The organism is Pseudarthrobacter sp. efr-133-R2A-89 (genome assembly GCF_030209315.1).
Taxonomy (GTDB): domain Bacteria; phylum Actinomycetota; class Actinomycetes; order Actinomycetales; family Micrococcaceae; genus Arthrobacter.
On record NZ_JARVSE010000002.1, the window covers coordinates 68,314 to 94,894 of the forward strand.

At 66.6% G+C, this 26,581-nt stretch carries 27 protein-coding genes; 10 read left to right on the plus strand and 17 right to left on the minus strand.

Annotated features, from left to right (window positions below):
- Positions 1 to 20: 20 nt before the first annotated feature.
- The 6 genes from QRM95_RS03080 to QRM95_RS03105 all read right to left on the minus strand — a co-directional run bounded on the left by QRM95_RS03080 (position 21) and on the right by QRM95_RS03105 (position 8,120).
- Positions 21 to 1,082, minus strand: coding sequence for a Gfo/Idh/MocA family protein (locus QRM95_RS03080; RefSeq protein WP_285246397.1), 1,062 nt, complete (start codon positions 1,080 to 1,082; stop codon positions 21 to 23).
- Positions 1,083 to 1,175: 93 nt separating this feature from the next.
- The gene (locus QRM95_RS03085; protein ID WP_285246398.1) at positions 1,176 to 2,891 is read right to left on the minus strand and encodes an ABC transporter family substrate-binding protein; all 1,716 of its coding nucleotides are present in this window, start codon (positions 2,889 to 2,891) and stop codon (positions 1,176 to 1,178) included.
- A 51-nt stretch (positions 2,892 to 2,942) separates the two neighbouring features.
- On the minus strand, positions 2,943 to 5,180 hold the full coding sequence (locus QRM95_RS03090) for an ABC transporter ATP-binding protein (protein WP_285246399.1): 2,238 nt from the start codon (positions 5,178 to 5,180) through the stop codon (positions 2,943 to 2,945).
- On the minus strand, positions 5,177 to 6,166 hold the full coding sequence (locus QRM95_RS03095; RefSeq protein ID WP_285246400.1) for an ABC transporter permease: 990 nt from the start codon (positions 6,164 to 6,166) through the stop codon (positions 5,177 to 5,179). Before QRM95_RS03095 ends, QRM95_RS03090 begins: the two co-directional genes overlap by 4 nt.
- A gap of 2 nt (positions 6,167 to 6,168) precedes the next feature.
- The gene (locus QRM95_RS03100; RefSeq protein ID WP_018763683.1) at positions 6,169 to 7,152 is read right to left on the minus strand and encodes an ABC transporter permease; all 984 of its coding nucleotides are present in this window, start codon (positions 7,150 to 7,152) and stop codon (positions 6,169 to 6,171) included.
- 356 nt (positions 7,153 to 7,508) lie between these two features.
- Positions 7,509 to 8,120, minus strand: a complete 612-nt coding sequence (locus QRM95_RS03105; protein WP_502934926.1) for a TetR/AcrR family transcriptional regulator — start codon at positions 8,118 to 8,120, stop codon at positions 7,509 to 7,511.
- A gap of 120 nt (positions 8,121 to 8,240) precedes the next feature.
- Here QRM95_RS03105 and QRM95_RS03110 point away from each other — a divergent pair, with 120 nt between their 5' ends.
- The 4 genes from QRM95_RS03110 (at position 8,241) to QRM95_RS03125 (ending at position 11,199) form a co-directional block, all read left to right on the plus strand.
- Positions 8,241 to 8,798 (plus strand): NAD(P)H-dependent oxidoreductase, encoded by a 558-nt coding sequence (locus tag QRM95_RS03110; protein WP_285246401.1) that lies wholly within the window; start codon positions 8,241 to 8,243, stop codon positions 8,796 to 8,798.
- Between the two features lie 143 nt (positions 8,799 to 8,941).
- On the plus strand, positions 8,942 to 10,234 hold the full coding sequence (locus tag QRM95_RS03115; protein WP_285246402.1) for an aminotransferase-like domain-containing protein: 1,293 nt from the start codon (positions 8,942 to 8,944) through the stop codon (positions 10,232 to 10,234).
- A 44-nt stretch (positions 10,235 to 10,278) separates the two neighbouring features.
- A complete protein-coding gene (locus QRM95_RS03120) occupies positions 10,279 to 10,707 on the plus strand; it encodes a universal stress protein (protein ID WP_285246931.1) in 429 nt (142 codons plus the stop codon).
- A gap of 156 nt (positions 10,708 to 10,863) precedes the next feature.
- The gene (locus QRM95_RS03125; RefSeq protein WP_285246403.1) at positions 10,864 to 11,199 is read left to right on the plus strand and encodes a hypothetical protein; all 336 of its coding nucleotides are present in this window, start codon (positions 10,864 to 10,866) and stop codon (positions 11,197 to 11,199) included.
- A gap of 37 nt (positions 11,200 to 11,236) precedes the next feature.
- Here the strand turns inward: QRM95_RS03125 and QRM95_RS03130 are convergent, their stop codons facing one another.
- The 5 genes from QRM95_RS03130 to QRM95_RS03150 form a co-directional block, all read right to left on the minus strand.
- Positions 11,237 to 11,854 carry a phosphatase PAP2 family protein gene (locus tag QRM95_RS03130; RefSeq protein WP_285246404.1) on the minus strand — a complete coding sequence of 206 codons (618 nt, stop codon included), beginning with the start codon at positions 11,852 to 11,854 and terminating at the stop codon, positions 11,237 to 11,239.
- 3 nt (positions 11,855 to 11,857) lie between these two features.
- Positions 11,858 to 13,318 carry a dihydrolipoamide acetyltransferase family protein gene (locus QRM95_RS03135; protein WP_285246405.1) on the minus strand — a complete coding sequence of 487 codons (1,461 nt, stop codon included), beginning with the start codon at positions 13,316 to 13,318 and terminating at the stop codon, positions 11,858 to 11,860.
- Between the two features lie 6 nt (positions 13,319 to 13,324).
- Complete coding sequence (locus QRM95_RS03140; protein ID WP_285246406.1) at positions 13,325 to 14,305, minus strand: alpha-ketoacid dehydrogenase subunit beta; 981 nt, start codon at positions 14,303 to 14,305, stop codon at positions 13,325 to 13,327.
- Entirely contained in the window at positions 14,305 to 15,537 is a 1,233-nt protein-coding gene (pdhA, locus tag QRM95_RS03145; protein ID WP_285246407.1) for a pyruvate dehydrogenase (acetyl-transferring) E1 component subunit alpha, read from the minus strand. The genes QRM95_RS03140 and pdhA overlap by 1 nt, the downstream gene beginning before the upstream one ends.
- A gap of 150 nt (positions 15,538 to 15,687) precedes the next feature.
- Complete coding sequence (locus QRM95_RS03150) at positions 15,688 to 16,806, minus strand: histidinol-phosphate transaminase (protein ID WP_285246408.1); 1,119 nt, start codon at positions 16,804 to 16,806, stop codon at positions 15,688 to 15,690.
- A 104-nt stretch (positions 16,807 to 16,910) separates the two neighbouring features.
- Here QRM95_RS03150 and QRM95_RS03155 point away from each other — a divergent pair, with 104 nt between their 5' ends.
- The gene (locus QRM95_RS03155; protein WP_285246409.1) at positions 16,911 to 17,336 is read left to right on the plus strand and encodes a phage holin family protein; all 426 of its coding nucleotides are present in this window, start codon (positions 16,911 to 16,913) and stop codon (positions 17,334 to 17,336) included.
- A gap of 195 nt (positions 17,337 to 17,531) precedes the next feature.
- Positions 17,532 to 18,437: a glycoside hydrolase family 25 domain-containing protein gene (locus QRM95_RS03160; protein ID WP_285246410.1), complete on the plus strand. Its 906-nt coding sequence runs from the start codon at positions 17,532 to 17,534 to the stop codon at positions 18,435 to 18,437.
- A 1-nt stretch (position 18,438) separates the two neighbouring features.
- Here the strand turns inward: QRM95_RS03160 and QRM95_RS03165 are convergent, their stop codons facing one another.
- The gene (locus tag QRM95_RS03165; protein ID WP_285246411.1) at positions 18,439 to 19,812 is read right to left on the minus strand and encodes a hypothetical protein; all 1,374 of its coding nucleotides are present in this window, start codon (positions 19,810 to 19,812) and stop codon (positions 18,439 to 18,441) included.
- Complete coding sequence (locus QRM95_RS03170; protein WP_285246412.1) at positions 19,809 to 20,114, minus strand: hypothetical protein; 306 nt, start codon at positions 20,112 to 20,114, stop codon at positions 19,809 to 19,811. Before QRM95_RS03170 ends, QRM95_RS03165 begins: the two co-directional genes overlap by 4 nt.
- A 167-nt stretch (positions 20,115 to 20,281) precedes the next feature.
- Here QRM95_RS03170 and purB point away from each other — a divergent pair, with 167 nt between their 5' ends.
- Positions 20,282 to 21,724, plus strand: a complete 1,443-nt coding sequence (gene purB / locus QRM95_RS03175; protein WP_285246413.1) for an adenylosuccinate lyase — start codon at positions 20,282 to 20,284, stop codon at positions 21,722 to 21,724.
- Positions 21,725 to 21,864: 140 nt separating this feature from the next.
- Positions 21,865 to 22,542: a histidine phosphatase family protein gene (locus QRM95_RS03180; RefSeq protein ID WP_285246414.1), complete on the plus strand. Its 678-nt coding sequence runs from the start codon at positions 21,865 to 21,867 to the stop codon at positions 22,540 to 22,542.
- On the opposite strand, the gene QRM95_RS03185 is transcribed toward QRM95_RS03180, so the two are convergent.
- The 3 genes from QRM95_RS03185 to QRM95_RS03195 all read right to left on the minus strand — a co-directional run bounded on the left by QRM95_RS03185 (position 22,539) and on the right by QRM95_RS03195 (position 24,402).
- Positions 22,539 to 23,471: a serine/threonine-protein kinase gene (locus QRM95_RS03185; protein ID WP_285246415.1), complete on the minus strand. Its 933-nt coding sequence runs from the start codon at positions 23,469 to 23,471 to the stop codon at positions 22,539 to 22,541. The genes QRM95_RS03180 and QRM95_RS03185 overlap by 4 nt on opposite strands.
- Positions 23,468 to 23,815 carry a hypothetical protein gene (locus QRM95_RS03190; protein ID WP_285246416.1) on the minus strand — a complete coding sequence of 116 codons (348 nt, stop codon included), beginning with the start codon at positions 23,813 to 23,815 and terminating at the stop codon, positions 23,468 to 23,470. Before QRM95_RS03190 ends, QRM95_RS03185 begins: the two co-directional genes overlap by 4 nt.
- 71 nt (positions 23,816 to 23,886) lie before the next feature.
- Complete coding sequence (locus tag QRM95_RS03195; protein WP_285246417.1) at positions 23,887 to 24,402, minus strand: MarR family winged helix-turn-helix transcriptional regulator; 516 nt, start codon at positions 24,400 to 24,402, stop codon at positions 23,887 to 23,889.
- Between the two features lie 155 nt (positions 24,403 to 24,557).
- On the opposite strand from QRM95_RS03195, the gene QRM95_RS03200 reads away from it, so the two are divergent.
- The gene (locus QRM95_RS03200; protein WP_285246418.1) at positions 24,558 to 25,061 is read left to right on the plus strand and encodes a GNAT family N-acetyltransferase; all 504 of its coding nucleotides are present in this window, start codon (positions 24,558 to 24,560) and stop codon (positions 25,059 to 25,061) included.
- Positions 25,062 to 25,127: 66 nt separating this feature from the next.
- Complete coding sequence (locus QRM95_RS03205; RefSeq protein WP_285246419.1) at positions 25,128 to 25,562, plus strand: acyl-CoA thioesterase; 435 nt, start codon at positions 25,128 to 25,130, stop codon at positions 25,560 to 25,562.
- On the opposite strand, the gene QRM95_RS03210 is transcribed toward QRM95_RS03205, so the two are convergent.
- Entirely contained in the window at positions 25,537 to 26,577 is a 1,041-nt protein-coding gene (locus QRM95_RS03210) for an FAD-dependent monooxygenase (protein WP_285246420.1), read from the minus strand. The two genes, QRM95_RS03205 and QRM95_RS03210, sit on opposite strands and share 26 nt — an antisense overlap.
- Between the last annotated feature and the right edge of the window lie 4 nt (positions 26,578 to 26,581).

Genomic DNA, 26,581 nt, shown 5'->3' on the forward strand with positions numbered 1-26,581 from the left:
CTACGGAGCAATCGACGGTTCTAAGCCAGTTCCCGCGCTTTTTCTATGATTTTCAGGACCTCCACCGCGTCCTCTGGGTCTACCGGGACGGGCAGGGGTGACGCCGCACCGCCGTCGAGGATCTTCTCCGCCAGGATCCGGTAGAACTCCGGGTAGGCTCCCCGTCCGGTGGGCAGGGCGTCCAGGTGGCCGTCGCGGCCCAGCAGCCCCGCCCATCCAGGCGCTTCCTGCCCGTACGCGGCGTCCAGGGGGCTGCCGCCGGCGGCAAGGTACGGTTCCTGCGGGTCCACGCCGTTTTTCGTGTACCCGCCCACCGAACCGAGCACCCGGAAGCGCGGCTCCTGCTGCGCGCACAGCATGTTCATGGTCAGGTGGCTTATGACGCCCGATTCGTGCCGCAGGACCAGGAAAACGTCGTCGTCCGCCCGCTCATCGGACCGGCGCGCCGCCAGCTCGGCGTGGGCCACCGTGGCGGGACCGAACAACTGCAGCGCCTGGTCCACCAGGTGGCTGCCAAGGTCGAACAGTGCCCCTCCCCCGTCCGCGGCGGTGGCCCGTGCTTTCCATGGCTTGGCGATAGTGGGCTGCCAGCGTTCGAACCGGGACTCGAAGCGTGTCACCTGGCCCAGGGACCGGGCGGCCAGCAGCTTCCGCAGGGTCAGGAAATCACCATCCCACCTCCGGTTGTGGAAAACCGTCAATACCCTGCCCAGCTGCCGGGCCGCCTGGACCAGCTCCTGCCCCTGCGCACTGGTCACCGTGAACGGTTTATCCACCACCACGTCCAGTCCGGCCTCCAGGGCCGCCCGGGCCAGCGGATAGTGCGTGTCCGGCGGCGTGGCCAATACCACCAGGTCAAGGTCAGCTGCCCGCCCCAGGACAGCGGCGCCGTCGCGCACCACGTCCGCCTCCGGCAGCCGGGATGCGGCAGCCGCCTGCCGCCCGGCGTCGGACGTGGCAATGACGTCCAGCGAATAGTGGCCGTTTGCTGCCAGCAACGGCGCGTGGAACACGCTCCCTGCCAGCCCGTAGCCGACGACGGCGGTGCGGATGGTGCGGGGGTGGCCTTCAGCTCCAGTCATGGAAGCTACGCTATCGCGGGGTGGGCAGCGTTAAACGGGGCCGGCACCCCTGGTGAACCAGGAGTGCCGGCTTTTTGGTTGGACCGCGGTGGGTTACTTCTTTACCCAGCCGATGGTGGTCCAGTCCGGGACCTGCGAGGTGCTCTGGAAGAGCGACGGGCCGTAGTTGGCCAGGCCGGTGCGGACGAAGGAGATCTGCGGGCCGTTGAAGACCACGCCCATGGAGTAGTACTTCGCCATGTGCTCCTTCTCCACGTCCATGGCAGCCTTGTTGCGCGCTGCGTTGTCCTCGATGGAGGCGAGGTCGGCGATCTTCTTGTCCAGATCGGCGTCGCCCAGCTTGTTCTCGTTGACCTTGGAGTCGTAGTACTGCTTGACGGCGTCGGTGGCATCCGGGCCCACGGTGTAGCCGGAGATGCTCAGGTCGAACTCGCGGCTGCCCAGGACCTTGCCGAAGTCGGCGGAGGCGCGCTGGTCGATGCCCACATCCATGCCGCCGGCCTGGAGCTGCTTCTGCAGGGTCTGCGCCACGGCCAGGGTGGTGGGATCGTCACCGAAGTTGCTGATCTTGAAGGAGGCGGGCTTGCCGTCCTTCTCCATGACGCCGCTGGCGTTGGCGGTGTAGCCGGCGTCCGTGAGGACCTTCTTGGCGGCGTCGGGGCCGGTTTCCTTGACCGGGTAGTTGTCCTGGTAGTACTCGGAGAACGGCAGCAGCATCATGGAACCGGAGCTGGGCTCTTCCCAGTTCAGGCCGTTGAAGCGGACCTTGCGGAGTGCTTCGCGGTCCACGGCGGCGAAGATGGCCTTGCGGACGTTGACGTCGGTGATGCGCTGGGCGTTGAGGTTCAGGCCACCGGCAAAGAGGCGCTGGCCGCGGCGGATGTCTGAATCCTTGGTGCCGTCCAGCTGCTTGTACAGCGAGATGGTGTTGGCGGACATGGCATCGATCTCACCGTTCTTGAACGCGGCGATCTGTGCGCTGGTCTCCAACTGGCGGAAGGTCACGTTGGCCAGGACCGGCTTCTGGCCCCACCACTTGTCGTTCGGAACCAGGGTCACGGTCTTGGCCGCGGTGTCGTACTGGTCCAGCTTGAACGGGCCCGCCATCCACTCCGGGTGCATGTTGCCATTGAAGCCTTCGTTGAAGATCTCCGGGGTGTTCACGGCGGGGTGGATAAGGCCGAAGAACAGCGAATCGACCGGGAAGACCGGGCGGGACGTCTTGACGATGACTTCCTTGTCGCTGCTGCCGGCCTCAACGGAATCGACGAATTCGTAGGCTCCGGAGCTGACGATGTCGTAGCCGGCGTCCGGGCTCTTGAGGATGTTCCAGGTGTTCTTGAAGGCCTTGACGTCAATCGGGGTGCCGTCGTTGTAGGTGGCCTTGGGGTTGACCTCGATGGTGATGGTCTGCTTGCCGTCCTTCACCTCGCTCTTCACCGACTCGCAGAAGTCGGTGTTCGGGGTGACCTTGCCCTTGAAGTCCACCTTCCAGCAGCCACCAATGCCGCCGCTGTTCATGGCCACCGGGTTCATGGGAATCTGCAGGGCAGAGTTGTCTGCGCTGTTTCCGTTGTTGGAGAAGCCGTTGAAGTCCGGGCCGATGTTGCCCAGCGGCAGGGTGACCTTGCCGCCCTGCTGGAGGTCGGCTGCTGGCTTCTCGTTGATGCTGATCAGCTTGGACAGGTCGCTGCCTGCCTCCTGCCCCTTGGCTGTTTCGGGGCCGCTGGCACCGCCACCGCCGCAGGCCGTCAGCGTCAGGGCGGCAGCAATGGCTGCTGCCCCGCCGATCCTGTTCAGTTTCCTCATGGTTTTCCCTTCGATTGGTGCGAGTGGTGGTGCGGGTGGGTCGAAAAAATCCTAGGGTGCAAGGTGGTCCGCCGGTTCGTGGACCACCAGCATGTCCTCATCAATTTCCCCGTCCGGGTAGAAGCAGGCGAACTGCTGGTCCGGCGCGGGCACGGGAGCCTGCTGGAGGACCTGCACGGCCGCCGAGGGTGCTGCGGCTTCCAGGAGCGGTTCGAGGGTGAGGCATTTTTCCTGCTTCGCGGGCGGCAGTGCGGCGAAGACCGGGCAGCGGGTGGCGAAGTTGCAGCCTTTAGGGGCCTGCAGCGGGGACGGCAGGTCGCCTTGGAGGATGATGCGTTCGCGGGTCCGTTCCAGCTGCGGATCGGGGACCGGGATGGCGGACAGCAGGGCGCGGGTGTAGGGGTGGCGGGGGTTGTCGAACACCCGGTCCACAGCCCCGATTTCCACGATCTTTCCGAGGTACATCACGGCCACGCGGTTGGAGATGTGGCGCACCACCGACAGGTCGTGGGCCACCAGCAGGTAGCTCAGGCCCAGTTCCGCGCGGAGCTGGTCCAGGAGGTTGATGACGCCGGCCTGGACCGATACGTCCAGGGCGGAGACGGGTTCATCCAGGACTACCAGTTTGGGGTTCACGGCCAGGGCCCGGGCGATCCCGATCCGCTGCCGCTGGCCACCGGAAAACTGGTTGGGGAATCGGTTGACGTGGTCCGGCTGCAGGCCCACGAGCTTCATCAGCTCCATGATCCGTTTCTTGATGGCCGTCCGGTCCATGCCCGCGTTCTGCAAAGGTTCGGCCAGGACCTCATAGACCGTGAAACGCGGGTCCAAGGCACCCGTGGGGTCCTGGAAGACCATCTGGAGTTCGCGGCGCATCTTGCCCTTGGTCTTGGCATCGGCCGCCTGCTTGTTGCTCAGGCCGCCGATCACCACCTCACCATCCTGTTCCGGGTGGAATTCCATGATTTCCAGGAGGGTGGTGGTCTTTCCCGAGCCGGACTCGCCCACGATGGAGAAGCATTCGCCCTCGCGGATGTCGAAGCTCAGGCCGTCCACCGCCTTGACGGTGCCGATCCTGCGCTTGATCAGGGCGCCCCTGGTCAGCGGGAAGTGCTTGCGGACGTCCGTGAGCTGCAGGACGGTGGCCCGTTCCGCCCGCGGGATGGCGTCAAAGCGGGAGACGGGTACCGGCGGGGCGGCGAAGACATCGTGCACATCCACCGTCCCGCCCAGGGAGTCGGACTTGATGCAGGCGGCGCGGTGCAGTCCCTCGTCGGCCACAGGCGCCAAGGCGGGTTCGCCGTCCAGGCAGGCGTCCGACGCCAGCGGGCAGCGGGGCGCGAACGAGCATCCGGTGGGGGCGTGCAGGAGGTTCGGCGGCATCCCCTCGATGGGCACGAGCGAGGATTTCTCGGCCACGTCCACGCGCGGGACGGCGCCGAGCAGGCCCATGGTGTAGGGCATCCGCGGGTTGTAGTAGATGTGGTCCACGGCCCCGGTTTCCACCGGCTTGCCCGCGTACATGACCATAATGTCGTCGGCCATTCCGGCCACCACGCCCAGGTCGTGGGTGATCATGACGACGGCGGCGCCGGTCTCCTCCTGCGCCTTGTGCAGCACCTCGAGGACCTGCGCCTGGATGGTGACGTCCAGTGCCGTCGTCGGCTCATCCGCGATCAGGACGCGCGGGTTGTTGGCGATCGCGATCGCGATCATGACGCGCTGGCGCATGCCGCCGGAGAATTCGTGCGGGAAGGCCTTCAGCCGGTCCTTGGGGCTGGGGATACCCACCATGGCCAGGAGTTCGACGGCGCGGGCCTCCTTGGCCTTCTTGCTCATCGCCGGGTTGTGGATGGTGAGCGCTTCGATGATCTGGGTGCCCACGGTGAACACCGGGGTGAGGGAAGACAACGGGTCCTGGAAGACCATCGCGAGCTCGTTGCCGCGGTATTCGCACATGGCCTTATCGCTCAGCCCGAGCAACTCGCGGCCCTTGAGCCGGACAGACCCGGTGACCTCCGCCGTCGGCGCGAGCAAGCCCATGATGGCCAGGGACGTGACCGATTTGCCGGAGCCCGATTCCCCCACGATTCCCAGGGTGCGGCCGGGCAGCAGGTCGAAATCGATGCCCCGGACGGCGTGCACAACACCGTTTTCGGTATTGAAGCGAACGTTCAGGTCCCGGACGGACAGGACGGCGTCGCCGGGGGCGTGCAGCCCTGCCACGTGCAGGCGCTCCACGGTCGACTGGGACGGGTCCGTGGCTCCGGTGGTGGTTTCGCTGCTCATGGCGTCTTCTTCTCCGCACGGGTAGTCCGGGCTTTGGCTTTTTTGGCTTTGCCGCTGGAAGTGGAGCTGGGGTCAAAGGCGTCGCGCAAGCCGTCGTTCATCATGGCGAGGGAGCCGGTCAGCAGGAACATCACGGTCAACGGAACCCAGAACATCCACGGGAAGGTTGAGACCTGGGAGGTGGCCTGGCCGATCAGCACGCCCAGGCTCACGTCGGGGACTTTGATGCCGATGCCGATGAAGGAGAAGGCGACCTCAGCCAGGATGGCTGCGGTGACGCCGCGGGTGATGTCCAGGATCAGCAGCGAGCCGATGTTGGGCACCAGGTGCCGCCAGACTATCCGGCGCGGGGGGACGCCCATGTACTGGGCCGCCTTGACGAAGTCCCGCTGCATGAGGGACATGGACATGGAGCGGATCAACCGGGCGGTTCCCATCCAGCTGAACACGAGCAGGACGATGATCAGCAGCAGCCAGGACGGCAGGTCGCGTTTCAGTCCCGCCCCGCCTCCGCTGGTGGCAACGGCCACCACCAGGAGCGCCGGCATCATGATCAGCGCTTCCAGGATGAACAGCATGACCTTGTCCACCTTGCCGCCGAAGTAGGCCATGCTGCAGCCGTAGACGGCGGCGATCAGCACGGACACCAGGCCCACCACCAGGCCGATCAGGATGGAGATCCTGGTTCCTTCGACCGTCATGGCGTAGAGATCGATCCCCGCCTGCGAGGTGCCCAGGTAGTGCTCGCCGGAGGGCGGCATCCCGATGTTGAAGGGGTCGATGGTCTCCTTGTCCCACTGGGTGAAGAATCCCCCAATGAACGAGAAGACGGTCAGGGCGATGAAGATGGCCAGTCCAGTCACAGCGGTCTTGTTGCGCAGGAACCGGCGGATGATGATGGTGGATTTGCCAATGACGACGTCAGCGCTTTCCAGGTGCGCGTCCTGTGCCACGGCTGCCGGGTCAACGGCGTTCAGGTTGGTCATGGCTACTGCACCCGCACTCTCGGGTCGACAAGCGTGGTGGCGAAGTCCGCCAGGATGGCGCCCAGGGCGAAGATCACTGAGCCGTAAGCGAGCGTGGCGGTGGCGGCGTTGACGTCCTGCAGCGAGATTGCGTCGATGCTCCAGGACCCCACGCCGGGCCACGCGAAGATCTTCTCGGCGAAGAAACCGCCGGCGAAGATGGCCGGGATGGTGAAGGCGATGCTCTGGGCCACCGGGATGAAGGAAACCCGGAGCGCGTGCCGCGCGATGGCCTGGTTCCGGCTCAGGCCCTTGGCCCGAGCGGTGCGGACGAAATCGGCGTTGACGTTGTCCAGCAGGTACTGCCGCTGGGCGATCTGGTAGGCGCCCCAGCCCACGAGGGTGATGGCCACCGTGGGCACCACGTAGTGCGCCATCAGGTCGGCGAACTGGGGCCAGCCGGGTGCAACACCCGGGGTTGAGATGCCCGTGACGAAGAAGATCCGGTCACCGACGGATTCGTTGATGTTGATCGCACCCAGCTGCACCAGGAAGTAGGCGATGGGTGCGGGCACGATGTAGGCGAGGTAGCTGTAGGACGTGATGACCCGGTCCTGGAACTTGTACTGCCGCGCCGCCGAGTACACGCCCAGGGCGACGCCGATGACCAGGGTCAGGATGATCGAGGCCAGGAAGAGGCGGGTGGAGATCCAGACGCGGTCCCCGAACTCGGCGTTGATGTAGGCGCCGTTGGGGCTCCGGCCCCAGTCCCAGCGGGTGATGATGCCGGTGAGCCAGTCAACGTAGCGCTCCCATGGGCTGAGGTCCGGGTCCAGGCCCTTGAGCCGCATGGAGTTGGCGACCTGTTCGGGGGTGGGACGGGGGATGCGTTCCTGCTCGAGGAGTGCCGGCTTGAGTGAGCTGACAGCCAGGAAGTAGCCAGCGGACGTGGTGAGGAAGATCATCACCACGTAGGTAATGCCGCGCTTGGCGAGGTATTTGAGCATGGGGCGCTATTTCTTCCGCGGCGCCGCCGTGCGGTGGATGGAAAAACACTCCGGTGTCCGCTGGTATGCCATGCCGCCCACATCAACCATCACTGCTGGATCCTTCCGTCTTCCCCGGGCGAGCACGGGTTGTGCCGGCCTCCCCGGGACCTGCGGCCAGCGGATAGCTGGCCTCCCGCCGCCTCTGGGGCACGTCCTGGTGGACTATGTTGCGGGTCACATTCCAGAGGAAACTATCACAAGCCATCAGCCGGAAAGCGCAGTAATCCCCCGAAATACCGCGGGCCGTATCAGATCGTTATGAATAGTTCTGTGAAGTTGGCTTGACTGGACGAAAGGGCTCTCATCCGCGTAATCTACGCCGACCCCGCCACCCGTGTGACAAGCTCGGACCACGATGCAGCCAGGCGGTCGCTCGTGACGCCATGTTCACGGATGAGGTGCAGGAGCCGCTCAGGGTCGAGGGTCGCCGTCAGGGAACCGGCCAGCAGCCCCGGTTCCCTGGACACAACACCACCAGCGCGCAGCAACATTTCCACGTGCTGGTTCCAGAGGGCCACCGCCGGAACTTCAAACCTGCCCCGGGAGGCGTTTCCGGCAGCCAGGACCAAGTCCCCGTACTCGACGACGTAGGCGATCCTTTCGATACCAAAAGCAACCAGCCGGTCCACGGGCGCAGCGCCCGGCCCCAGGGGCGGCGGCCCAAACAGGAAGCGGGCCTGGAAGGCGGCCTCGGAGTCGTTCAACAGCGTCAGCATGAGTCCTGCACGGCTCCCAAAACGCCGGAAGACCGTCCCCTTGCCCACTCCGGCGTGTTCCGCCAGGCGGTCCATGGTGAGCGCCACCGCGCCCCCCTGTTCGATCAGGTCGCGGGCAGCGAGCAGCAGGCGCTCCCGGTTGCGGGCAGCATCGCTGCGTTCCGCGGCCGTCACCGGTGTCATTCCCGGCCGCACTGGGATGGAACTCACAAAGACAGTGTAGCCATAGGGAATAGAAACGGACCGCGGTCCGTTTAGTCTGGTGAAGGCTCCCTGAGCCTGACCTCTGACCGATCGCGGCCCCCGCCGCGCCCCTAGCCAGGAGTTCCCATGACCAAGAGCACCGTACTGACCCTCGTCGGCAGCCTCCGCGCCGAGTCCACCAACCAGAAGCTGGCGGAGGCGATCCAGCTCAACGCACCGGAGCAGGTGGACGTCGTAATCCACGAGAGCCTGGGCAACATCCCCTTCTACAACGAGGACATCGACGTCGAAGGCGAGGTGCCGGCCGCTGCCGCCGCCCTGCGCGCCGCAGCCGCCGAGGCCGACACCGTCCTGCTGGTCACGCCGGAATACAACGGCACGGTTCCCGCAACACTGAAGAACGCCATCGACTGGCTGTCCCGCCCCTTCGGTGCCGGCGCGCTGGCAGGCAAGCCGACCGCCGTCGTCGGAACCGCTTTTGGCCAGTACGGCGGCGTCTGGGCCCAGGACGAAGCACGCAAGGCCGCCGGCATCGCCGGCGCCCGCGTCCTGGAAGACGTCAAGCTTGCCGTGCCGGGCTCCATGGTCCGCTTCGCCGAAGTCCACCCCAAGGACGACGCGGAGATCGTGGAACAGATCAAGGGCATCTTCGACTCGCTGGCCGCTTCCACCCCGGCAGCCTAGGCCGGCCTGGCCTCCTTGCGGTGCCCGGTACGCATCACGCGTGCCGGGCACCGGCGTCTCCGGCGTTCCACATCCCGCCGCAGCGTAAATAAGGAATCAACAGATGTTGCCCTTCAAGCAACAGCTGGTTGTATTCTGGCTCTGTGACCCACGAAACACTTGACGCGTCCGCCGGCACGCTGCCCGCGGAGGCCATCGATGCGATCGAGCGTGCCGCCACCTCGGCACACCGCCACGAGGAGCTCTTCTCGGAACGTGCGGCGAACATCCGCCAGTCTGCCGTCCGGGATGTCTTCGACATCTCGCTGCGCCCGGGCCTTGTCTCGCTGGCCGGCGGCAGCCCCTACCTGCAGTCGCTCCCGCTGGACCGGCTGGCGGACACGGCGGCCGCAATCATCGCCAACGACGGATTGACGGCGCTCCAATACGGGGCGGGCCAGGGCACCGAGGAGCTCCGGGAACAGATCTGCGAGGTCATGGCCGCGGAAGGCATCCTGGATGCAAACCCGCGGAATGTGGTGATCACCGCAGGATCGCAGTCGGCACAGGACGTGGCCACCAAGCTTTTCTGCAACCCAGGCGACGTCGTCCTGGTGGAGGACCCCACCTACGTCGGGGCGCTCAACACGTTCGAGGCCTACCAGGTCCAGGTGGAAACGGTGGAGATGGACCAGTACGGCCTGGTCCCGGAGCTGCTGGAAGCCCGGATCGCGGCCCTCCAGCTCGCCGGCAAAAGCATCAAGTTCCTGTACACGATCCCTAACTTCAACAACCCCTCCGGCATCACGCTGGCCAAGGAGCGCAGGCAGCAGGTGGTGGATATATGCCGCAGGGCGAATATTCTGGTGCTTGAGGACAATCCCTACGGACTCCTCCGCTTTGAGGGCGAACCGCAGGCACCCCTGCGCGCCGCCAATCCCGACGACGTGATCTACCTGGGCTCGTTTTCCAAGATCTTCGCCCCGGGCCTGCGGATCGGCTGGGCCTTGGTCCCGGAACACCTGCAGCGGCGCTACTACCTGGCCGCCGAGTCCGTCACCCTCTGCCCGCCGGCCCTGAACCAGATGCTGGTGTCCGCGTACCTGCGCGAGTATGACTGGAAGGGCCAGATCGAAACCTACCGGGTCCTCTACGCTGAACGCTGCCGGGCCATGCTGGCCGCCCTCGAGGAATACATGCCGGCCGGAACCACCTGGACCAGCCCGCAGGGCGGATTCTTCGTCTGGGTAACGCTGCCCCAGGGCGTGGACACCTACCCGCTGCTGCACAAAGCGATCGACGCCGGCGTGGTTTTCATCCCCGGAGCCGCCTTCACGCCGTCGGACGAGCCGTCCAACAAGCTGCGGCTCGCCTTCAGCGCCGTTCCCCCGGACGCCATCGCGGAGGGTGTCCGCCGACTGGCGCCGGTGCTTCAGGAAGCGATTGCGGCGCTGTAGCGTAAGGCTCACGAGTGCCGAAAACCGAGCAAGGGAGCATGCATATGGGTGGAATCATCGTTGTAGGGGTCGACGGCAGCGCAACGGCAAAGAAAGCGGCCGAGTCGGCAAAGGACCTGGCGGCGGCGCTGGGCGGCTCGCTGCACGTGGTGTCCGCGTTCGACAGCGACAAGACTGAGGTGTTCGGCAGCGGCAGCGACCGCTGGATCGTGTCCGACGCCGATGCCGCCGAACAGGTTGCCCGCACCGTGGCGGAATCCCTGGGCCGGGACATCACGGTGACATACTCGGCCGCGCGCGGCCGGCCGGCCGACGCCCTCATCAAGGAAGCCTTGCGTGTGGACGCACGCATGATCGTGGTGGGAAACCGGCGGATGCACGGAATCGGCCGGGTCCTGGGCAGCGTGGCCAACAGCGTGGCGCATAACGCGCCCTGCGACGTCTACATCGCCAACACCTACGACGCCGACTGAGGCGTAACGGCGGACACTCCCCGTGGTGGCGGACATCGCTGCGGGGGGTGTCCGTTCTCACCGCTGAAACGGCGGCCAGGCACGGTCTGCAACGATAAAATTGGAGAGGCCCCCAAAGGCGTGGACACGTCCATTCACCTCCAGCAAAGGCCTCCCTTGATTACTCTGCAGCGCCGTCAGCTCGTCGGCCACGACATCCTCCTGGCCCGCCACGGGAACCACATCTCCTCCATGCGGGTGGACCGCAGCAACGGCAGGGTGGTGGCACTGCTCGACGACGGCAGCCTGGACAGCGCGCCAAACCTGATCGCCCCCGGACTGCAGCTGCCGCAGACCGTGCGGAGCGTCCTGCGCGAAGACTGGAAACTCCTCAGCGCCTGGGCAGGCGCAGCCGCCCTGCTGGGAGGCCTGATGACGGCCGCCGCCGTCTTCCTCGGCACCAGCGCCGACCCGGCCGTCCTCGAAGCCTTCACGGTCTACGCCGCCTACTAGGCCGCACGCCGCGCTCCCCCGCCCCCGGGAGGGGCATTCAGCCCACGAGCCAGCCGCGCAGCAGCCACCAGATCCCGGCCATCACCACGCCGCCAAAGATGGCACCGGCCACCACTTGGGCCAGCGTATGCGCCCGGAGCACCACGCGTGACCAGCAGACCGCCGGAACCAGCACCAGCAGCGGTGCCCAGGCGGCACCGAGCATCAACACCGATACGACGGCGGCGCAGGACATGGCGGCGGCATGGCCGCTCATTTTCCAGAACGGGCTGACAGCGGCCAACACCGCCACGCCGCCCACCACCGCCAGGACCATGGCAATCACGCTGTGCGGCGCACCTGCGGCCGCGAGGACCAGCAGTCCGACGGCGATGCACGCCAGCGCCATCAGGAGCACGGGCGCGCGCTGCTTGCGGTCGCTCACGTGGTGGTCAGTGACTTTGCCGAGGCGGACCAGGACCAGCAGCACGATCAGCGGCAGCACGCAGACAAACAACGCCGCGAGTGCGCCGTAGCCGATGGTTCCCGGAAACCCCGGCTCGGCCAGCGGGCTGATCAGCAGCTGGATGCTGACCACCACCGGCGGCTGGAACACCTCCGTGATCCAGGTGGCCGCGCGGTTCTTCGCCCTCAGGGGCACAGTGTTGACAGGCACGGCCTAGTCCAGGAGGAGCGCGGGCTCTTCCAGGATGGCCGCGACGTCGGCCATGAAGCGGGCTGACAAGTCACCGTCCACCACGCGGTGGTCAAAGGACCCGCCCAGCGTGGTGATCCAGCGCGGAATCACCTCGCCGTCCAGGACCCACGGCTTTTGCTTGATGGTGCCGAACGCGACGATAGCCACCTCGCCCGGGTTGATGATGGGCGTTCCCGTGTCGATGCCCAGTGCGCCGATGTTGGTGACCGTGAGCGTGCCGCCCTGCATTTCCGCGGGCTGGGTTTTGCCTGCCCGGGCGGTGGTGGCCAGGTTGTTCAGCGCCAGGGCCAGTTCCTTCAGCGAAAGGTCCTGGGCGTTCTTGATGTTCGGCACCATCAAACCGCGCGGGGTGGCGGCGGCAATACCCAGGTTCATGAAGTGCTTGACCTGGATCTCGGCGCTGCCGTCTCCGTTGTCCACCCACGATGCGTTCACGCTGGGGTTGCGGGCAGCGGCCCAGATAACGGCCTTGGCCAGGATGAGGAGCGGGGATACCCTGATGCCCTCAAAATCGCGGGAAGCCTTGAGCCGCTTGACGAATTCCATGGTGCGGCTGGCGTCGACGTCCACGAAGATGCTGACGTGCGGGGCCGCGAAAGCCGACTCCACCATCGCCTTGGCCGTGGCCTTGCGGACACCCTTGACCGGGATCCGCTCGATGCGCTGGTCCTGTGGCTTGCCGGCCTTGCCCCAGAAGCCGTCAGCCTTGTCCAGTTCCGCATCGCGCTGCGCCTGGTAGCTGACCAGGTCCTCTCGCGTGACCTCACCGCGGGAACCGGTGGCCACCACATCTGCGAGGTCTATGCCGAGGTCGCGGGCGATCTTGCGGACCGGCGGCTTGGCCAGGACCCGGTTGACCAGGCCCGTAATGGTGCCGCCCAGAGTGGGACGGTTGTCCACGGCGGCAGTCTCGCTGCCGGTCACCTCGGCTGGCGTCCGCGGCTGCACCGGCTCAACCTCAGGAGCGTTAAGCGTCACCGAGGCGGCGGGTGCGTTCTTGCGGGGGCGCCGCTTGACGGCGTCGGCCTTGGGTCCGGAACCCACCAAGGGAGCATTGGCGGGCGAGCTCCCGCTGCCGGCCGCCGTCGGCTCTTCCGCCGTGTCCACCGGGAGCTTGCCGTACAGCGGCTGCGCCGGGGCCTCCGGCGCGCGGACATCGGCAGGAGTGGGATCGCCGGAGACTTCGTCGCTGACGCTGATGATGGCCGTGCCGACGTCAACGGTCACGCCCTCCGCCACCAGCAGCTCACTGACGGTCCCGGCAAAGGGGGACGGCAGTTCCACGATCGACTTTGCGGTTTCGATCTCGCAGATCACGTCATTGATGGCGACGGCGTCGCCCGGCTTGACCTTCCAGGAGACGATTTCCGCCTCCGTGAGGCCCTCGCCGACGTCGGGCAGGTTGAACTTGTTAAGGGTCATGGTGTCCTAGTAGGAGAGGGCGCGGTCCAGCGCCTCGAGGATGCGGTCGATGTCCGGAAGGTAGTCTTCCTCCACCTTGGCAACGGGGTAGGGCATGTGGAAGCCGCCGACGCGGATCACCGGCGCCTCGAGGGAGTGGAATGCCCGCTCGCTGATCCGGGCGGCAATTTCGCCTCCGATTCCGCCGAATGTGGGGGCCTCGTGGGTCACGATCAGCCGGCCGGTTTTTTGGACGGAGGCGGTGACGGTGTCGAAGTCGATAGGGGAAATGGACCGGAGGTCGATGACCTCGAGGCTCCGGCCGTCCTCCTCCGCGGCATTCGCGGCCGCCAGGGCAACCGGCACCAGGGGGCCGTACGCCACCACGGTGGCGTCGGTCCCCTCGCGGAGGACGTGGGCCTTGAAGGGGTCTGCGGAGGGTCCGGGGGCCTGGACGTCAACGTCGCCCTTGAGCCAATAGCGCCGCTTGGGTTCGAAGATGATCACCGGGTCCTTGCACTCCACGGCCTGCTGGATCATCCAGTAGGCGTCATGCGGGTTGGACGGGGTGATGATCCGCAGGCCGGCCGTATGCGCGAACAGCGCCTCGGGAGACTCGGAGTGGTGCTCGATGGAGCCAATACCGCCGCCGTAGGGGATCCGGATGACGACGGGCACGCTGAGGTTGCCGCTGCTGCGCGAATGGATCTTGGCCAGCTGGGTGGTGATCTGGTTGAAGCCGGGGAAGACGAAGCCGTCGAACTGGATCTCGCACACCGGGCTGTACCCGCGCAGGGCCAGGCCTATCGCGGTGCCGATGATCCCGGACTCGGCCAGGGGCGTGTCCACGACCCGGTCGGGGCCGAATTCTCCGATCAGGCCGTCCGTTACCCGGTAGACACCGCCGAGGGGGCCGATGTCCTCGCCCATCAGGAGCGACTTGGGGTTGGCCGCCAGCGTGGCGCGGAGGCCTTCGTTGATGGCCTTCGCGATGGTCATGGTGGTCATCAGTGGCCTGCCTTTGCTGCCTGCCCGGCGGACTCGTCCCCGCCGGCAAATCCTGCGCTGTATTCCTCGAACCACGCCAGTTCCTCGGCCACCAGCGGGTGCGCCTCGGCATAGACGTTGGCGAAAGCCTGCCGGATGTCCGGGTCCTGGAGGTCGTGGGCGGTGCGCCGGACGTAGGAGGCGAGCTCGTCGCCGTCGGCCTTGACCTTGGCGAAGAAGTCGTCGTCCGCCAGGCCTTCGGCGCGCAGGTACTTCTCCAGCCGCGCCAGCGGATCCTTGGCCCGCCACGCGTCCTCTTCGGCGGACTGGCGGTACTTGGTGGGATCGTCGGCGGTAGTGTGCGCTCCCACCCGGTATGTGAAGGCCTCGATCAGGACCGGACCGTTGCCCTGGCGGGCATGCTCCAGCGCCCACTCGGTGACCGCGTGCACGGCGATCACGTCGTTGCCGTCCACCCGGATGCCCGGGAAGCCATACCCCTTGGCCCGGTTGGAGAGCGGGACCCGGGTCTGGACGTTGGTGGGCACGGAGATGGCCCAGTGGTTGTTCTGGCAGAAGAACACCACCGGGGCGTTGTAGGAGGAGGCGAACACCATTGATTCGTGGACGTCGCCTTCGGAGCTGGCGCCATCGCCGAAGTAGGCGATCACGGCGGCGTCCGGCTCCTTGCCTGCGCCATCGGTTGCGGCGGCGAGCTTCTGGTCGCGCTGGATTCCCATCGCGTAGCCAACGGCATGGAGGGTCTGTGCGGCCAGGACCAGCGTATACAGGTGGAAGTTGGTGTCCTTGGGGTTCCAGCCGCCGTTGGAGACTCCGCGGAACTGGCGAAGGAGTTCGGCAAGGTCCACGTTGCGGGTCAGGGCGACGCCGTGCTCACGGTACGTGGGGAAGATGTAGTCCTGCGGCTGGCTGGCACGGCCCGAGCCGATCTGAGCAGCTTCCTGGCCGGTGAGGGGCACCCACAACGCCAGCTGGCCCTGGCGCTGGAGGGCGGTGGCTTCGACGTCGAACCGGCGGATCGCGGCCATGTCGGCGTACAGGCCGCGCAGCGCGTCCGGGGTGAGCTTGTCCGCATAGCTGCTGAACACCGGATCGGCGCCCAGCTTTCCATCGGGGCCGAGCAGCTGAACCATCGGGGCCGCGGGCTCGCCCAAGACGGCCTCCGCATCAGCTTCGCGCTGGTCGTCCACCGCTGTTCCGTCGAACTCGGTGGAAGGCAGATGAGTGCCCATACCGTCTCCTTGCTTGCCGCATCCGGATGCAATGCAAATGTCGCTGGGATATATGCCGCACATGGAATACATTCCGCTTGCGGCATATACATTGGCTTACTGATCCTAACTTTATCTTCGGTAGGTAGCGGAAGGGCTACTTGTTAAGTGCTAGGAACTGGCCGGTGCCTTTGTATAGTCGGCACACAACTGGAGGAAACGCGAGTTGGCTTCGACCTCCCCGATACTTACCCTCACACCCTCGCCGGGAAACGCCCGCACGGAGAGGGCACGCGTCCCGGCCAGCTCCGCAAACGCAGCACTTTCGGCGCCAAGGGCCAGCCACACGAAGTTTCCCTGCGCATCGGGAATATCCCACCTCAGATCGCGCAGGCCGGCGGTGACACGGTCCCTCTCATCGACGAGCTTTTGTACCCTTTCCACAACCTGGCCATAGTTTTCGAGCGAAACAATTGCCGCGCGCTCCGCAATTTGGGACACCGCAAAGGGTGTTGCCGCGATGCGAAGGTACTGGGTCAGTTGGGGATGGGACACGCTGTAGCCGACCCGGAGTCCTGCCAGGCCGTGGGCCTTGGAGAACGTCCGGAGCACGACGACATTGGGGTATTTGCGGTAGAGGTCGATCCCGTCCACCGCACCTACCGCCCTAACGAACTCCTGGTAGGCCTCGTCGATCACCACCACCACATCGGCGGGGACGGACCGGATGAAAGCCTCAGCCTCGGCTGCCGTGAGGGCGGGCCCGGTGGGATTGTTGGGCGTACAGAGGAGGATGACCCTGGTGCGGGCGCTGACTGCGGCTGCCATGGCGTCCAGGTCGTGCCGGCCGTCCGGGAGCACAGGGATGCGCACACTTTCCGCACCTGCAAGGCCAACGCTGATGGGGTAGGCCTCAAAGGACCGCCAGGCATAGATCACCTCGTCGGCTTTGCCGTCCTCATTCTGACCGGCGAAGGCCGCAAGGATCTGGCCCAGGGCCCCCAGGCTTCCCGCGCCCGTCACGATGTCCTCGGCCGGTACGCCAAGGAATCCGGCAAGTGCTGCCCGCAGCTTGCTGCTCAGGGGATCCGGGTACCGGTTGAAGTCATCCTGCCGCGCGATGGCCTCCAACACCGCAGGGATCGGCGGCAGCGGGTTCTCGTTTGATGACAGCTTGTAACTGGCCAGTCCGCTGACGGCGGCGGGCGGTTTTCCTGCGGCGTAACGGGGCAGCCGGTCCAGCACCGGGCGCGGCGCTATTCCGCCTGCCCTGGTCTCAGATGAGGTCATGGTTCCAGCCTACTTCGCGGCTGCCGGGGGCACCCGGGAGGCAAACCCGAAAATCCACGCCCTGCTGCAAGCCGCCGCCCCGGGCCATGTGGAAGCATGGTGGCATGGGTTCCTTCATCCTTCGCGTCATCGTCAACGCAGCAGCCCTTTGGGTGGCCAGTTGGATACTGCCGGGAATGGACATCTCAAGCACCGCGACGTCCGATGCGGTGGCCCGGTCCGGGATATCGCAGGATACCGGCACCATCGGGATTGTCCTGGCCTATCTCTTTATCGGCCTCATCTTCGGGGTGGTCAACGCCTTTGTGCGGCCACTGGTAAGGCTCCTGGCCCTGCCCATCACCATCCTGACGCTTGGCCTGTTCGCCATCGTCATCAACGCCGCCATGCTCTACCTGACAGCATGGATCAGCAGTTACACCCCCGTTCACCTCACCATTGACTCCTTCTTCTGGACCGCGGTGCTGGCCGCCGTCATCATCTCCCTGGTCTCCATGGTGGCGGGCATCCTGCCGGGCGGACGGCGCTGATCCCCGGCCGTCCGGGCCCTCCCGCCCAAGTAGGAATACACCCCGAACCAAGTACACCGCAGGTGCGCTCCCGCTGAACCCCGGTGGAAATGCAGTACCGGCCACCCATGACCCGCAGGACCCGGCCTCCTAGGCTGCTGCCAGTGGGGCCGCCGTGCGGCCCGTTGCTGTCAGTAACTGGAACGGGGGCCATCTGTGAAGGCCATAAGGATCCTGGTTGCCGCCTGCCTGCTGTTCGCCTGGCAGGGGGGCCCGGCACAAGGGGCAGTCACGGCAGGGCCCGCCCCTGCCGACGGGGCCGCGCTCGGCAACGACATCTCCTGGCCCCAATGCGGCGGCGGCCTTCCCGGACCGCCGGCCTTCGCGGTCGTGGGGATCAACGGCGGGCGCCCGGACACGGTCAATCCCTGCCTGTCCGCCCAACTGGCCTGGGCGGAGCGCACCTCCGATGCCATCGCAGGAACTCCGGCGGCGGTGTACGTGAACACCGCCGCCACCGGGCCGGGGGAACCCTTGTGGTGGCCGGCGGGCAACACCTACCAGGGCAAGGAAGTGGGAAACCCCTACGGAGTGTGCGACGGCTCGGCATCCCCGGCCTGCGCCTATGTCCATGGATACGCCATGGCCCTCAATGACGTGGTGGTCCTGAAGGAGGCGGGCGGCGGAGAGCGGCGTACCTGGTGGCTGGACGTCGAAACCGGAAACAGCTGGCTCTGGGACAAGGCCGCCAACGCCGCGGAACTGGAAGGCATGGCAGCGTACCTGGAAAGTACGGGCGCGGAGGTGGGGATCTACTCCACGGCCTATCAATTCGGCGAAATCGTCGGCGCCATTAATCCGGGCAGCAACCTGTCCGGGCTCAAGAGCTGGCTGGCGGGTGCGGAATCCACTTCCACGGCGCAGGAGCTGTGCGGGACCGCTCCCCTCACGCCCGGCGGCACGGTCGCCCTCACCCAGTTCACTGACGGGGATCTCGACTACAACTACCGGTGCCCTGGCGCGGCCCCGGCCCCCGCGGCTCCGCCGCCGCTGCAGCCGCAGGACCCGGCCCCGGCCCCGCTGGATGCCTATGCCGCGATGCACGCCGCCCAGATCTCGTGACCTAGCGGCCGCCGAGGTGGCGCTCCCTGGCGCGGGCATCAGGGGGAACCAGGGATGACGGCGCTTTTGCCCGGGTCAAGGAAAACCGTGTGGCGGTGGCAACCCCGCCCGCTCCCAACACACTGCCCAAAGCAGCGGTGGACTGGACGAGCGAAGGATCACTGCTTGCCGAGACCAGCCGAGCCCCGTCCTCGTAGCCGGTCAACCCGTGGCCCAGCCCGAGGGCGCCCTCGCCCTCCACCTCACGGAGCGGAGTGTCGACGGAGACGGTAACGCGATTGCGGGTTTCGGGGTTCGCCGCACCGTCCGCGCCCGGGACCCAATCGGCCTGGTGCTCCAGGTGCAGGGCCGAGACCTTATCGTCAACGCTGATTCCTGCCACCGGCGATCCAGCCGTCAGCACATACTTCACGTCGTATTCCTGCCCAACCCGCGGGTCGGAGGCAAAGTTCATGGCGTGGATGCCACCCTGGCTGTATCCCACGGCCACCACGGGTGCGCCGGGTTCGGCCCCGGCGGCAGCCAGTGCCTGGAGCACGGCTGCGTTGATCTGCTCGGAGTCGTAGAGCATTCCCTCGGCGATGCCGGCCTCATCGAAGGGGTTTGAACCGCCGGCGTACTTTCCGGCGGCCTGGGTTCCCGGAATCACGACGACGAACGTCTTTTGACCGCCGTTTTCGACCTGGATGACCTCGATAAAACCGGCCCCGCGTGCGTCGATGAGGCGGATCTGTTCCAGGAGACCGGCAGGTGACGTATCAAGGTCCACCTGCACCGATTCCTCCTGCCGAACAGAGATGGCCCGTGGAACCGCGTTCCCGGCAAAGAGCTTCATGGCCAGGTCCCTGGCATAGGGTGCATCCTCGATTCGCCTCTGCACTTCCGGTGCCCCAAGTCCCAAGCCCACGATGATCGATTCCATCGCGGAACGGTCCACGGCGCGGGCCTGGGTCATGAGTCCGAGGGAAGGTCCGGCGTCGCTGGACCAGTTGATGCCAATCCGCCGGCCCTCTGCGGCCCAATGCTCGGCGTCAGCGTAGTCACGTACACAGGCCCGAACGTGGGCGGCAATCTCCTGCATCCCGCTGCGCACCGTGCGAAGCCGGGAGTGGCTTTCCCGGACAGCCCCCACGTGCGGCGCATCTGACCACGGGGGCTGATGGTCGAGCAGGCAGAGGTTATCCAGGACACGACCCATCTCCGCCTCCGCCCTGACGAGATCTCCGGCAAGGTCGTCAATCCTCCGGGCGCCCATTGTCAGTTCCTCGAGCTGGACGCTGATACCGCCGACCCCGCCGCGCACCGTCAGGTCCCCGTCCCTCGAGGAGCGGGACAGCCTTATGCCCTCGGCGCCGGGCGGGAAGTCTGTGGTCATCCCGGCCACCCCGAACCGGTGGGAAGGAGGGCAACCTGCTCGCCCGCACGGCGGCCCACCGCATGCCTGGCATCCTCGAGCCACCTGATTGCGGAGTGCAACGCGGCAGCCTGGACTGAGACCGCATCCCGGTAGGCGCGGCCAGCCGGCGACTCCCAGTTGAGCAACTGGGTATCGCGGATGCCTGCCAGGACCTGTTCAACCAGGTCCTCACAGCCAGAGATCCGGCCCGTCAGTTGCTCGAGCTCACCGCCGGTGCGCTGCGCACTGCCCCAGATCCCCTCCGTCAAATCGTTCCCCATGCCCTTTCCTGCCTGCCTTCCGGACTCATAGCTCCCCGCCCCGCCATCTGCCAACCCCAACGCTAGGAACACCGGCCGCGACGCATAAGGGCCGCCGTCGGCTATGTGGACAAGTAACGTGCGCTGCCCGCTTAAGGCGCCGCCCGACTTCGTGAAAGAATCAACACATGCCTGAAACTGCCGCCACAGCTGACACCCGTACGCCCTCAGGACGCCTGGCCCTCGCCGCGTCGCCGGAAAAAATCGCGCTCGGACCCCTCGACGGCCGCTACCAGCCCGCCGTCGCGCCCCTGGTCGATTACTTGTCCGAGGCAGCGCTCAACCGGGACCGCGTGGCGGTTGAAGTGGAATGGCTCATCCACCTGACCAGCAACAACGTCCTCCCCGGCGCCGGCCCGCTGAGCACGGAACAGCAGGAGCAGCTCCGCGCTGTCGTCACGGAGTTCGACGCCGCCTCGGTGGCCGAACTCGCAGAGATCGAGGCCGTCACGGTCCACGACGTGAAGGCTGTGGAGTACTACATCGGCCGCCGCCTTCCCGCCATCGGCATCGAAAACCTGACCGCCATGGTCCACTTCGGCTGCACCTCCGAGGACATCAACAACCTGTCCTACGCCCTCGGCGTGAAGGGTGCCGTGGAGGACGTGTGGCTCCCCGCTGCCCGCAGGCTCGTGGCGCAAATCAGCACGATGGCAGAGGAGAACCGTGCGATTCCCATGCTTTCCCGCACGCACGGCCAGCCTGCCACCCCCACCACCTTGGGCAAGGAACTGGCCGTCATCGCGCACCGCCTGACCCGCCAGCTGGACCGGATCGCCAAGACCGAATACCTGGGCAAGATCAATGGCGCCACCGGTACCTACGCCGCCCACGTAGCCTCCGTCCCGGGTGCTGACTGGCAGCAGGTGTCCAAGTCCTTCGTTGAGGGGCTGGGCCTCACCTGGAACCCGCTGACCACCCAGATCGAAAGCCACGACTGGCAGGCCGAGCTGTACGCCGACGTGGCCCGCTTCAACCGGATCCTGCACAACGTCTGCACCGACATCTGGAGCTACATCTCCATCGGCTACTTCGCGCAGATCCCCGTTGCCGGCGCCACGGGCTCCTCCACCATGCCGCACAAGGTCAACCCCATCCGGTTCGAAAACGCCGAAGCCAACCTGGAGATCTCCTCCGGCCTGCTGGACGTCCTCGGTTCCACCCTGGTCACCTCCCGCTGGCAGCGCGACCTCACCGACTCATCCAGCCAGCGCAACATCGGCGTCGCTTTCGGCCACTCCCTGCTCGCCATCTCAAACGTTGCCAAGGGCCTGGAGCGGCTGGACGTTGCCGAGGACGTGCTGGCAGCGGACCTGGACACCAACTGGGAAGTCCTGGGCGAGGCCATCCAGATGGTCATGCGCGCCGAGGCGATCGCCGGCGTCGAAGGCATGGAGAACCCCTACGAACGGCTGAAGGACCTCACCCGCGGCCACCGCGTGGACGCCGCCCGCATGCAGGAATTCGTGCAGGGCCTGGGCCTGTCCCCCGAGGCCGAAGCCCGGCTCCTGGCCCTCACGCCCGGCAAGTACACCGGCATCGCGGACCAGCTGGTGGACCACCTGAAGTAAGGCCCGCAGCAGGGCAGCAACGCACGACGACGGCGCCGGGCCCGGGAGGGTCCGGCGCCGTCCGTGCATCCCGGCCCGCGTGCCGGCCTGCCGCTGCAGCGGGTGCGAGCGAGTGTCCGATCGGGTGGGAAACTGGAACCATGAGGCTGCTCCTGATCCGACACGGCGAGACTCCCGGCAACGTCCTGGGCCAACTGGACACCGACCACCCCGGTCCTGGATTGACCGAACTGGGTGAACGCCAGGCCGAGGCCATGGCACGGGCCCTGGCCAACGAGCGCATCGGGGCACTCTACGCCTCCACGCTGATCCGGACGCAGATCACCGCGGCCCCGCTGGCCCGGCTGCACTCCCTGGACGTCGAGGTCCTGGACGGCCTGCACGAAATCGAGGCAGGCTCCCTGGAGAAGCTCACCGACCACGAATCGCACAAGCGCTACATGGGGACCGTTATCTCCTGGGCCGCAGGGGACCTTGACCAGCGCATGCCGGCGGGACCGGACGGCCATGCCTTCTTCGACCGCTTCGACGCGGCGATCGCGAACGTGGTGGAGCGGGCGATGCGGGACCAGCACGGCACGGCGGCCGTGGTCAGCCACGGCGCCGCCATCCGCACGTGGGCCGGCCTGCGGGCCCGCGGCGCAGGCCACGAGTTTGCGGCCCGGCACATCCTGGCGAACACCGGAATCGTGGCGGTCGAAGGCAGCCTGAATGGCGGGTGGGACCTGATCCACTGGGATGGCAGCCCCGTAGGCGGCCTTGCCTTGGCCGACCCGGCCGCAGGGGATCCGACCGGCCGGGACGCCACGGCTCCCTAGAGCTGCTGCCGGTGCCGCCGGCCGGGGAAGATCCGCCGCGTCCTGCACGGATTGCCCTGGCTGCCCCGCGGAACCGCGGGGACAAGCTGGGCCGCCATGGCCGCTGCGTCCGCCGCCGTCGGCCTCTCCGCGGCATCCATCGCCGTCAGGGCGCGCAACAGGACGCCCCAGTCGCCCAGGTGGTCCGGGACCTTCGGGGACCTCAAGGTCCGGGCCACGAGGGACTCGATCGCCGTGCCGGGAAACGCCTTGGTCCCGGTGAGGAGTTCCAGGAGGACCAGGCCCATGGCATAAACATCCCACGACGGGTCCGCTACGTGGCCGGAAGCCTGCTCCGGACTCATGTAGTGCACCGTACCGGAGGAGATGCCCGGTTCGGGGGCGGAGCCTGCAGGCGCGGCAATTCCGAAGTCGATGATCCGGACCGGACTCCGCCGCAGGCCGCTCAGCATCAGGTTGGCCGGTTTGATGTCGCGGTGCACCAGGCCCCTGGAATGAAGGTGGGCGAGCGCACCAAAGAGACCGCGCGCCCACACGGCAATATCTGCCTGGCGCATGCTCTGCATCCGGATGGCCTCCGCGAGGCTTGTCCCGAGGGCCAGTTCTTCAATCAGGAAGGCATGCCCGGCGGAGGGGCCACCGGCAGGCACTGCACCTCCGGCAATGAACCTCACGATCGACGGGTGGTCCAGCCCGGCCAGGACTGCCGCCTCGTTGTGGATCCGCTGCTGGTGCTTTCGGTGGCCGGCTGTGGCAATCTTGACGGCGGCATCGGGGCCTCCTTCCAGGTCAATTGCCCGGAAGACCTCTGCGGCGGATCCGCGGCCCAGCCGTTCGCCAAGACGGTACCGGCCGGCCAACAGCATGCCTGCGGCGGGATTGGGGGGCTGCTGCAGTGCCGCGGGCATCACCGTCCCGACGGCGGTCATGCCGGAACGACAGCCGGGAAGGATCCCTGGCGGGGAGCACCCGCTGATCGCTTGCGGTCACCGCTCGCAGGCCACGCATCGAGCTGGAACCCGCAGCCGCAGCGCCACACGGGCGGAAGTTCAATGCCGTCGCCGCCGGCCGGCGCGAATGTGTAGCTGGCGCCATCGGATCCCACGGCGGGAGTGACCAGTTGCATTGCCGTCCCGCAGTGGACCGCGGACTTTCCCTGCGGCGCGGAATTGCCGTCCAGGGAGGGTCGCAGCAGGAGGTTATTGGTCAGCGCGGCCGCATCGTCGCGCGGATCAGGCGGTGAAAATTCGGTGAAAGTAACCAACTCACTCACGACTCCGTTGGGAAGCAGCTTCGGGGAACAATCGTAAGCTTACATATAACTAGTTGATCTAGCTAGTCCGCCTAGCTAATCTTTTTCTCTTCCCCGTCGTGTGCAGCAAGGGCCTCCGTCATCCGCCGCAGGAAATCAACCACGATGCGTGCTTCCTCGGCCGAGAGGCCTTCCGCCACGGCCATCATCCGGCGGTGCATGGCTCCCAGCGTTTCGCGGACTTCCTTGTCCGATTCCCCGGTGGCGATGACCACCACGGAGCGCCGGTCGGTGGGGTGAGGTTCACGCCGGACATGGCCGCTGGCTACCAGCCGGTCGATCAACGACGTGGTGGAAGCGCTCGTAATATTGAGGAACTGGCTCAGGTCCTTGGGGACCGCCTTCTTGCCGGACGCCTGCACCCGGAGCAGGTACCGCAATGCGAGGATGTCCGTTTCGCCCATACCCATGGAGTCCCTGGTGGTGCGGCGGATTTCCGTCTCCGCCGACCGGTAGTCGCGGAGCGACTTCAAAACCGCCGCGCTGTAGTCCAGCTGCCCGTCAGGTCCATACCAGTAGCCGGAGCCTTCATTGCCCGTAGAAACCATGAAATCATTTTAGACCACCTGATAACTAGCCTGCCAAGCAACTTGCCGTTATGCAGCGGAACGGCGTTATCCAGGTGCTTACCGCCAGGAAACACCCGCGTAATCCCCGGCACCTAGCCTTGTCAGGCATACCCCTCCGGCGAATCGAGGCAGATATGCAGACAAACCCCAGGCTGAACATCAGGCAGGTCCCCTGGTCCAACCCCGTGGGCGCCGATCTTCGCCGCGCCCAGCAGGCCGAACTCGACGCCCGCTTTGGCCGGCCGGACCACGAACCCGGCCCGCCGCCGTCGGGCGCCGACTGTGCTGTCTTCCTGGTGGCCTACGACAAGGGCTCGGGCCAGCCCGTGGGCTGCGGCGGGCTGCGGCTCCTGGACGGGTCGACGGCGGAGATCAAGAGGCTCTACGTGCTGCCCTACACGCGCGGTTCGGGCGTGGCCAGCTCCATCCTGGCAGCCCTTGAGGCAGAGGCCTTCAGGCAAGGCATCACACGCATCAAGGCGGAGGCCGGCTCTGCCCAGCCCGACGGAAGGAATTTCTACGAAAATTCCGGCTTCGAGGCGATTCCGAATTTCGGGCCATATATCGGGTTGCAGCACTCTTATTGCTACGCCAAGAGCATCAACGCCCGCAGCGCCGCCCACACGGCCATGGCCTAGGAACGGACGGCACCGCGGGCCCGTCACAGTGGGAGCGCCCGCGGTGCGTTCGGCTAACCTCAGCCTATGGAAACAGCAGACATCACGTTCCGCACCCGCAAGTGGGTCAGGCCCGAGGACCTCAACGCCAACGGGACGCTGTTTGGCGGGAGCCTGCTGAAGTGGATCGACGAAGAAGCCGCGATCTACGCGATCCTGCAGCTGGGCAACGGCCGGGCCGTCACCAAGTACATCTCAGAAATCAACTTTGTCAGCTCCGCGGTGCAGGGGGACCTCATCGAAATGGGCCTCACGGCCACCCGGTTTGGCCGGACCTCGCTGACCATGCGGGCCGAAGTCCGCAACATGATCACCAGGCAAAGCATCCTCACCATCGAGGAGATCGTCTTCGTCAACCTGAACGCCGCCGGCAAACCCGAACCGCACGGTTACACGGAGATCACCTACGACCGCGACCGGATCCCCACCCACCACCTCACGGATATGCGGCAGCAGGACTGAGCCGGGCGGCGAGGTTGAGCAGGCCGTCACGGAAAGGTTGGGCGCGGTCCGCCAACGCCACCTTCATCATCGCAGCGGACCCTATGCTGAGGGCGCGAGTCCGCAGCCGGCGCTGCCGGTCATAGGCGGCGAGCGCCTTTTCCCGCGGCAGGCTGTTTAGCAGATCCGCCAGGACCACGGCATCCACCAGCGATTCACAGGCGCCCCGGCCGAGGTTGGGCGTCATGGCGTGGGCCGCGTCCCCCACCAACACGGCAGCACCCCGTACATAGGAGCGCAGTGGGGGCACTGTCCAGATCCTTTGGGCCAACGAAAGCTCCGGATTCGCGGCGGCCAGCACCTGCCGGATGGCGGGTGCGTGGTCCGCAAAGCGCCGCCTCGCCTGCGTGAGCGCCTCTTCCACGTCGATTCCCGTGGGGCCGAGCGTTGACCGCCAGCTCCCGTACCAGTTGGTTCCACCCGGGGCCGCGGCAATGCCGAACAGGTCGCCCCGCCCCCAATACTCCCCCACCTCGCCGGCTTCTACCGGGGAAGGAATGGTGCCGCGGACAGCAAGGGCGGAAGTCAGCCTGGCATCCGTTGCAGCACCCCACACCTCGTGGCGGACAACGCTGTGCACCCCGTCGGCACCCACCAGCAGCCCCTCCACCGGAGGCAATTGCCGCACATGGGAAGCCACCCTGCGGACGCTTCCGGGCACGGCTCCGTCCAGCAGCCGCAACAGGTCCACGCGGGAAATGCCGAACAACTCCCCGCCGCGGACAGTGACCCAGGGCTTGCCTGCGGCATTGCGGATGGATCCGTTTCCCAGCACCGGGCTGGCCGCACGCGCCCCGGCGAGGACCCCCACCCGCGCCAGCGCACGCTGCGCATTGGGCCACATGGCCAGCACGGTGCCCACCGTGGGCAGTTCGGGGCGCTTCTCGAAGATGGACACGTCGTAGCGTGAAGGGTCCAGGCTGGCCGCCAGGGCCAAGCCCGCGATGCCGCCGCCCACGATCGAGATCGCTTCCATGCAG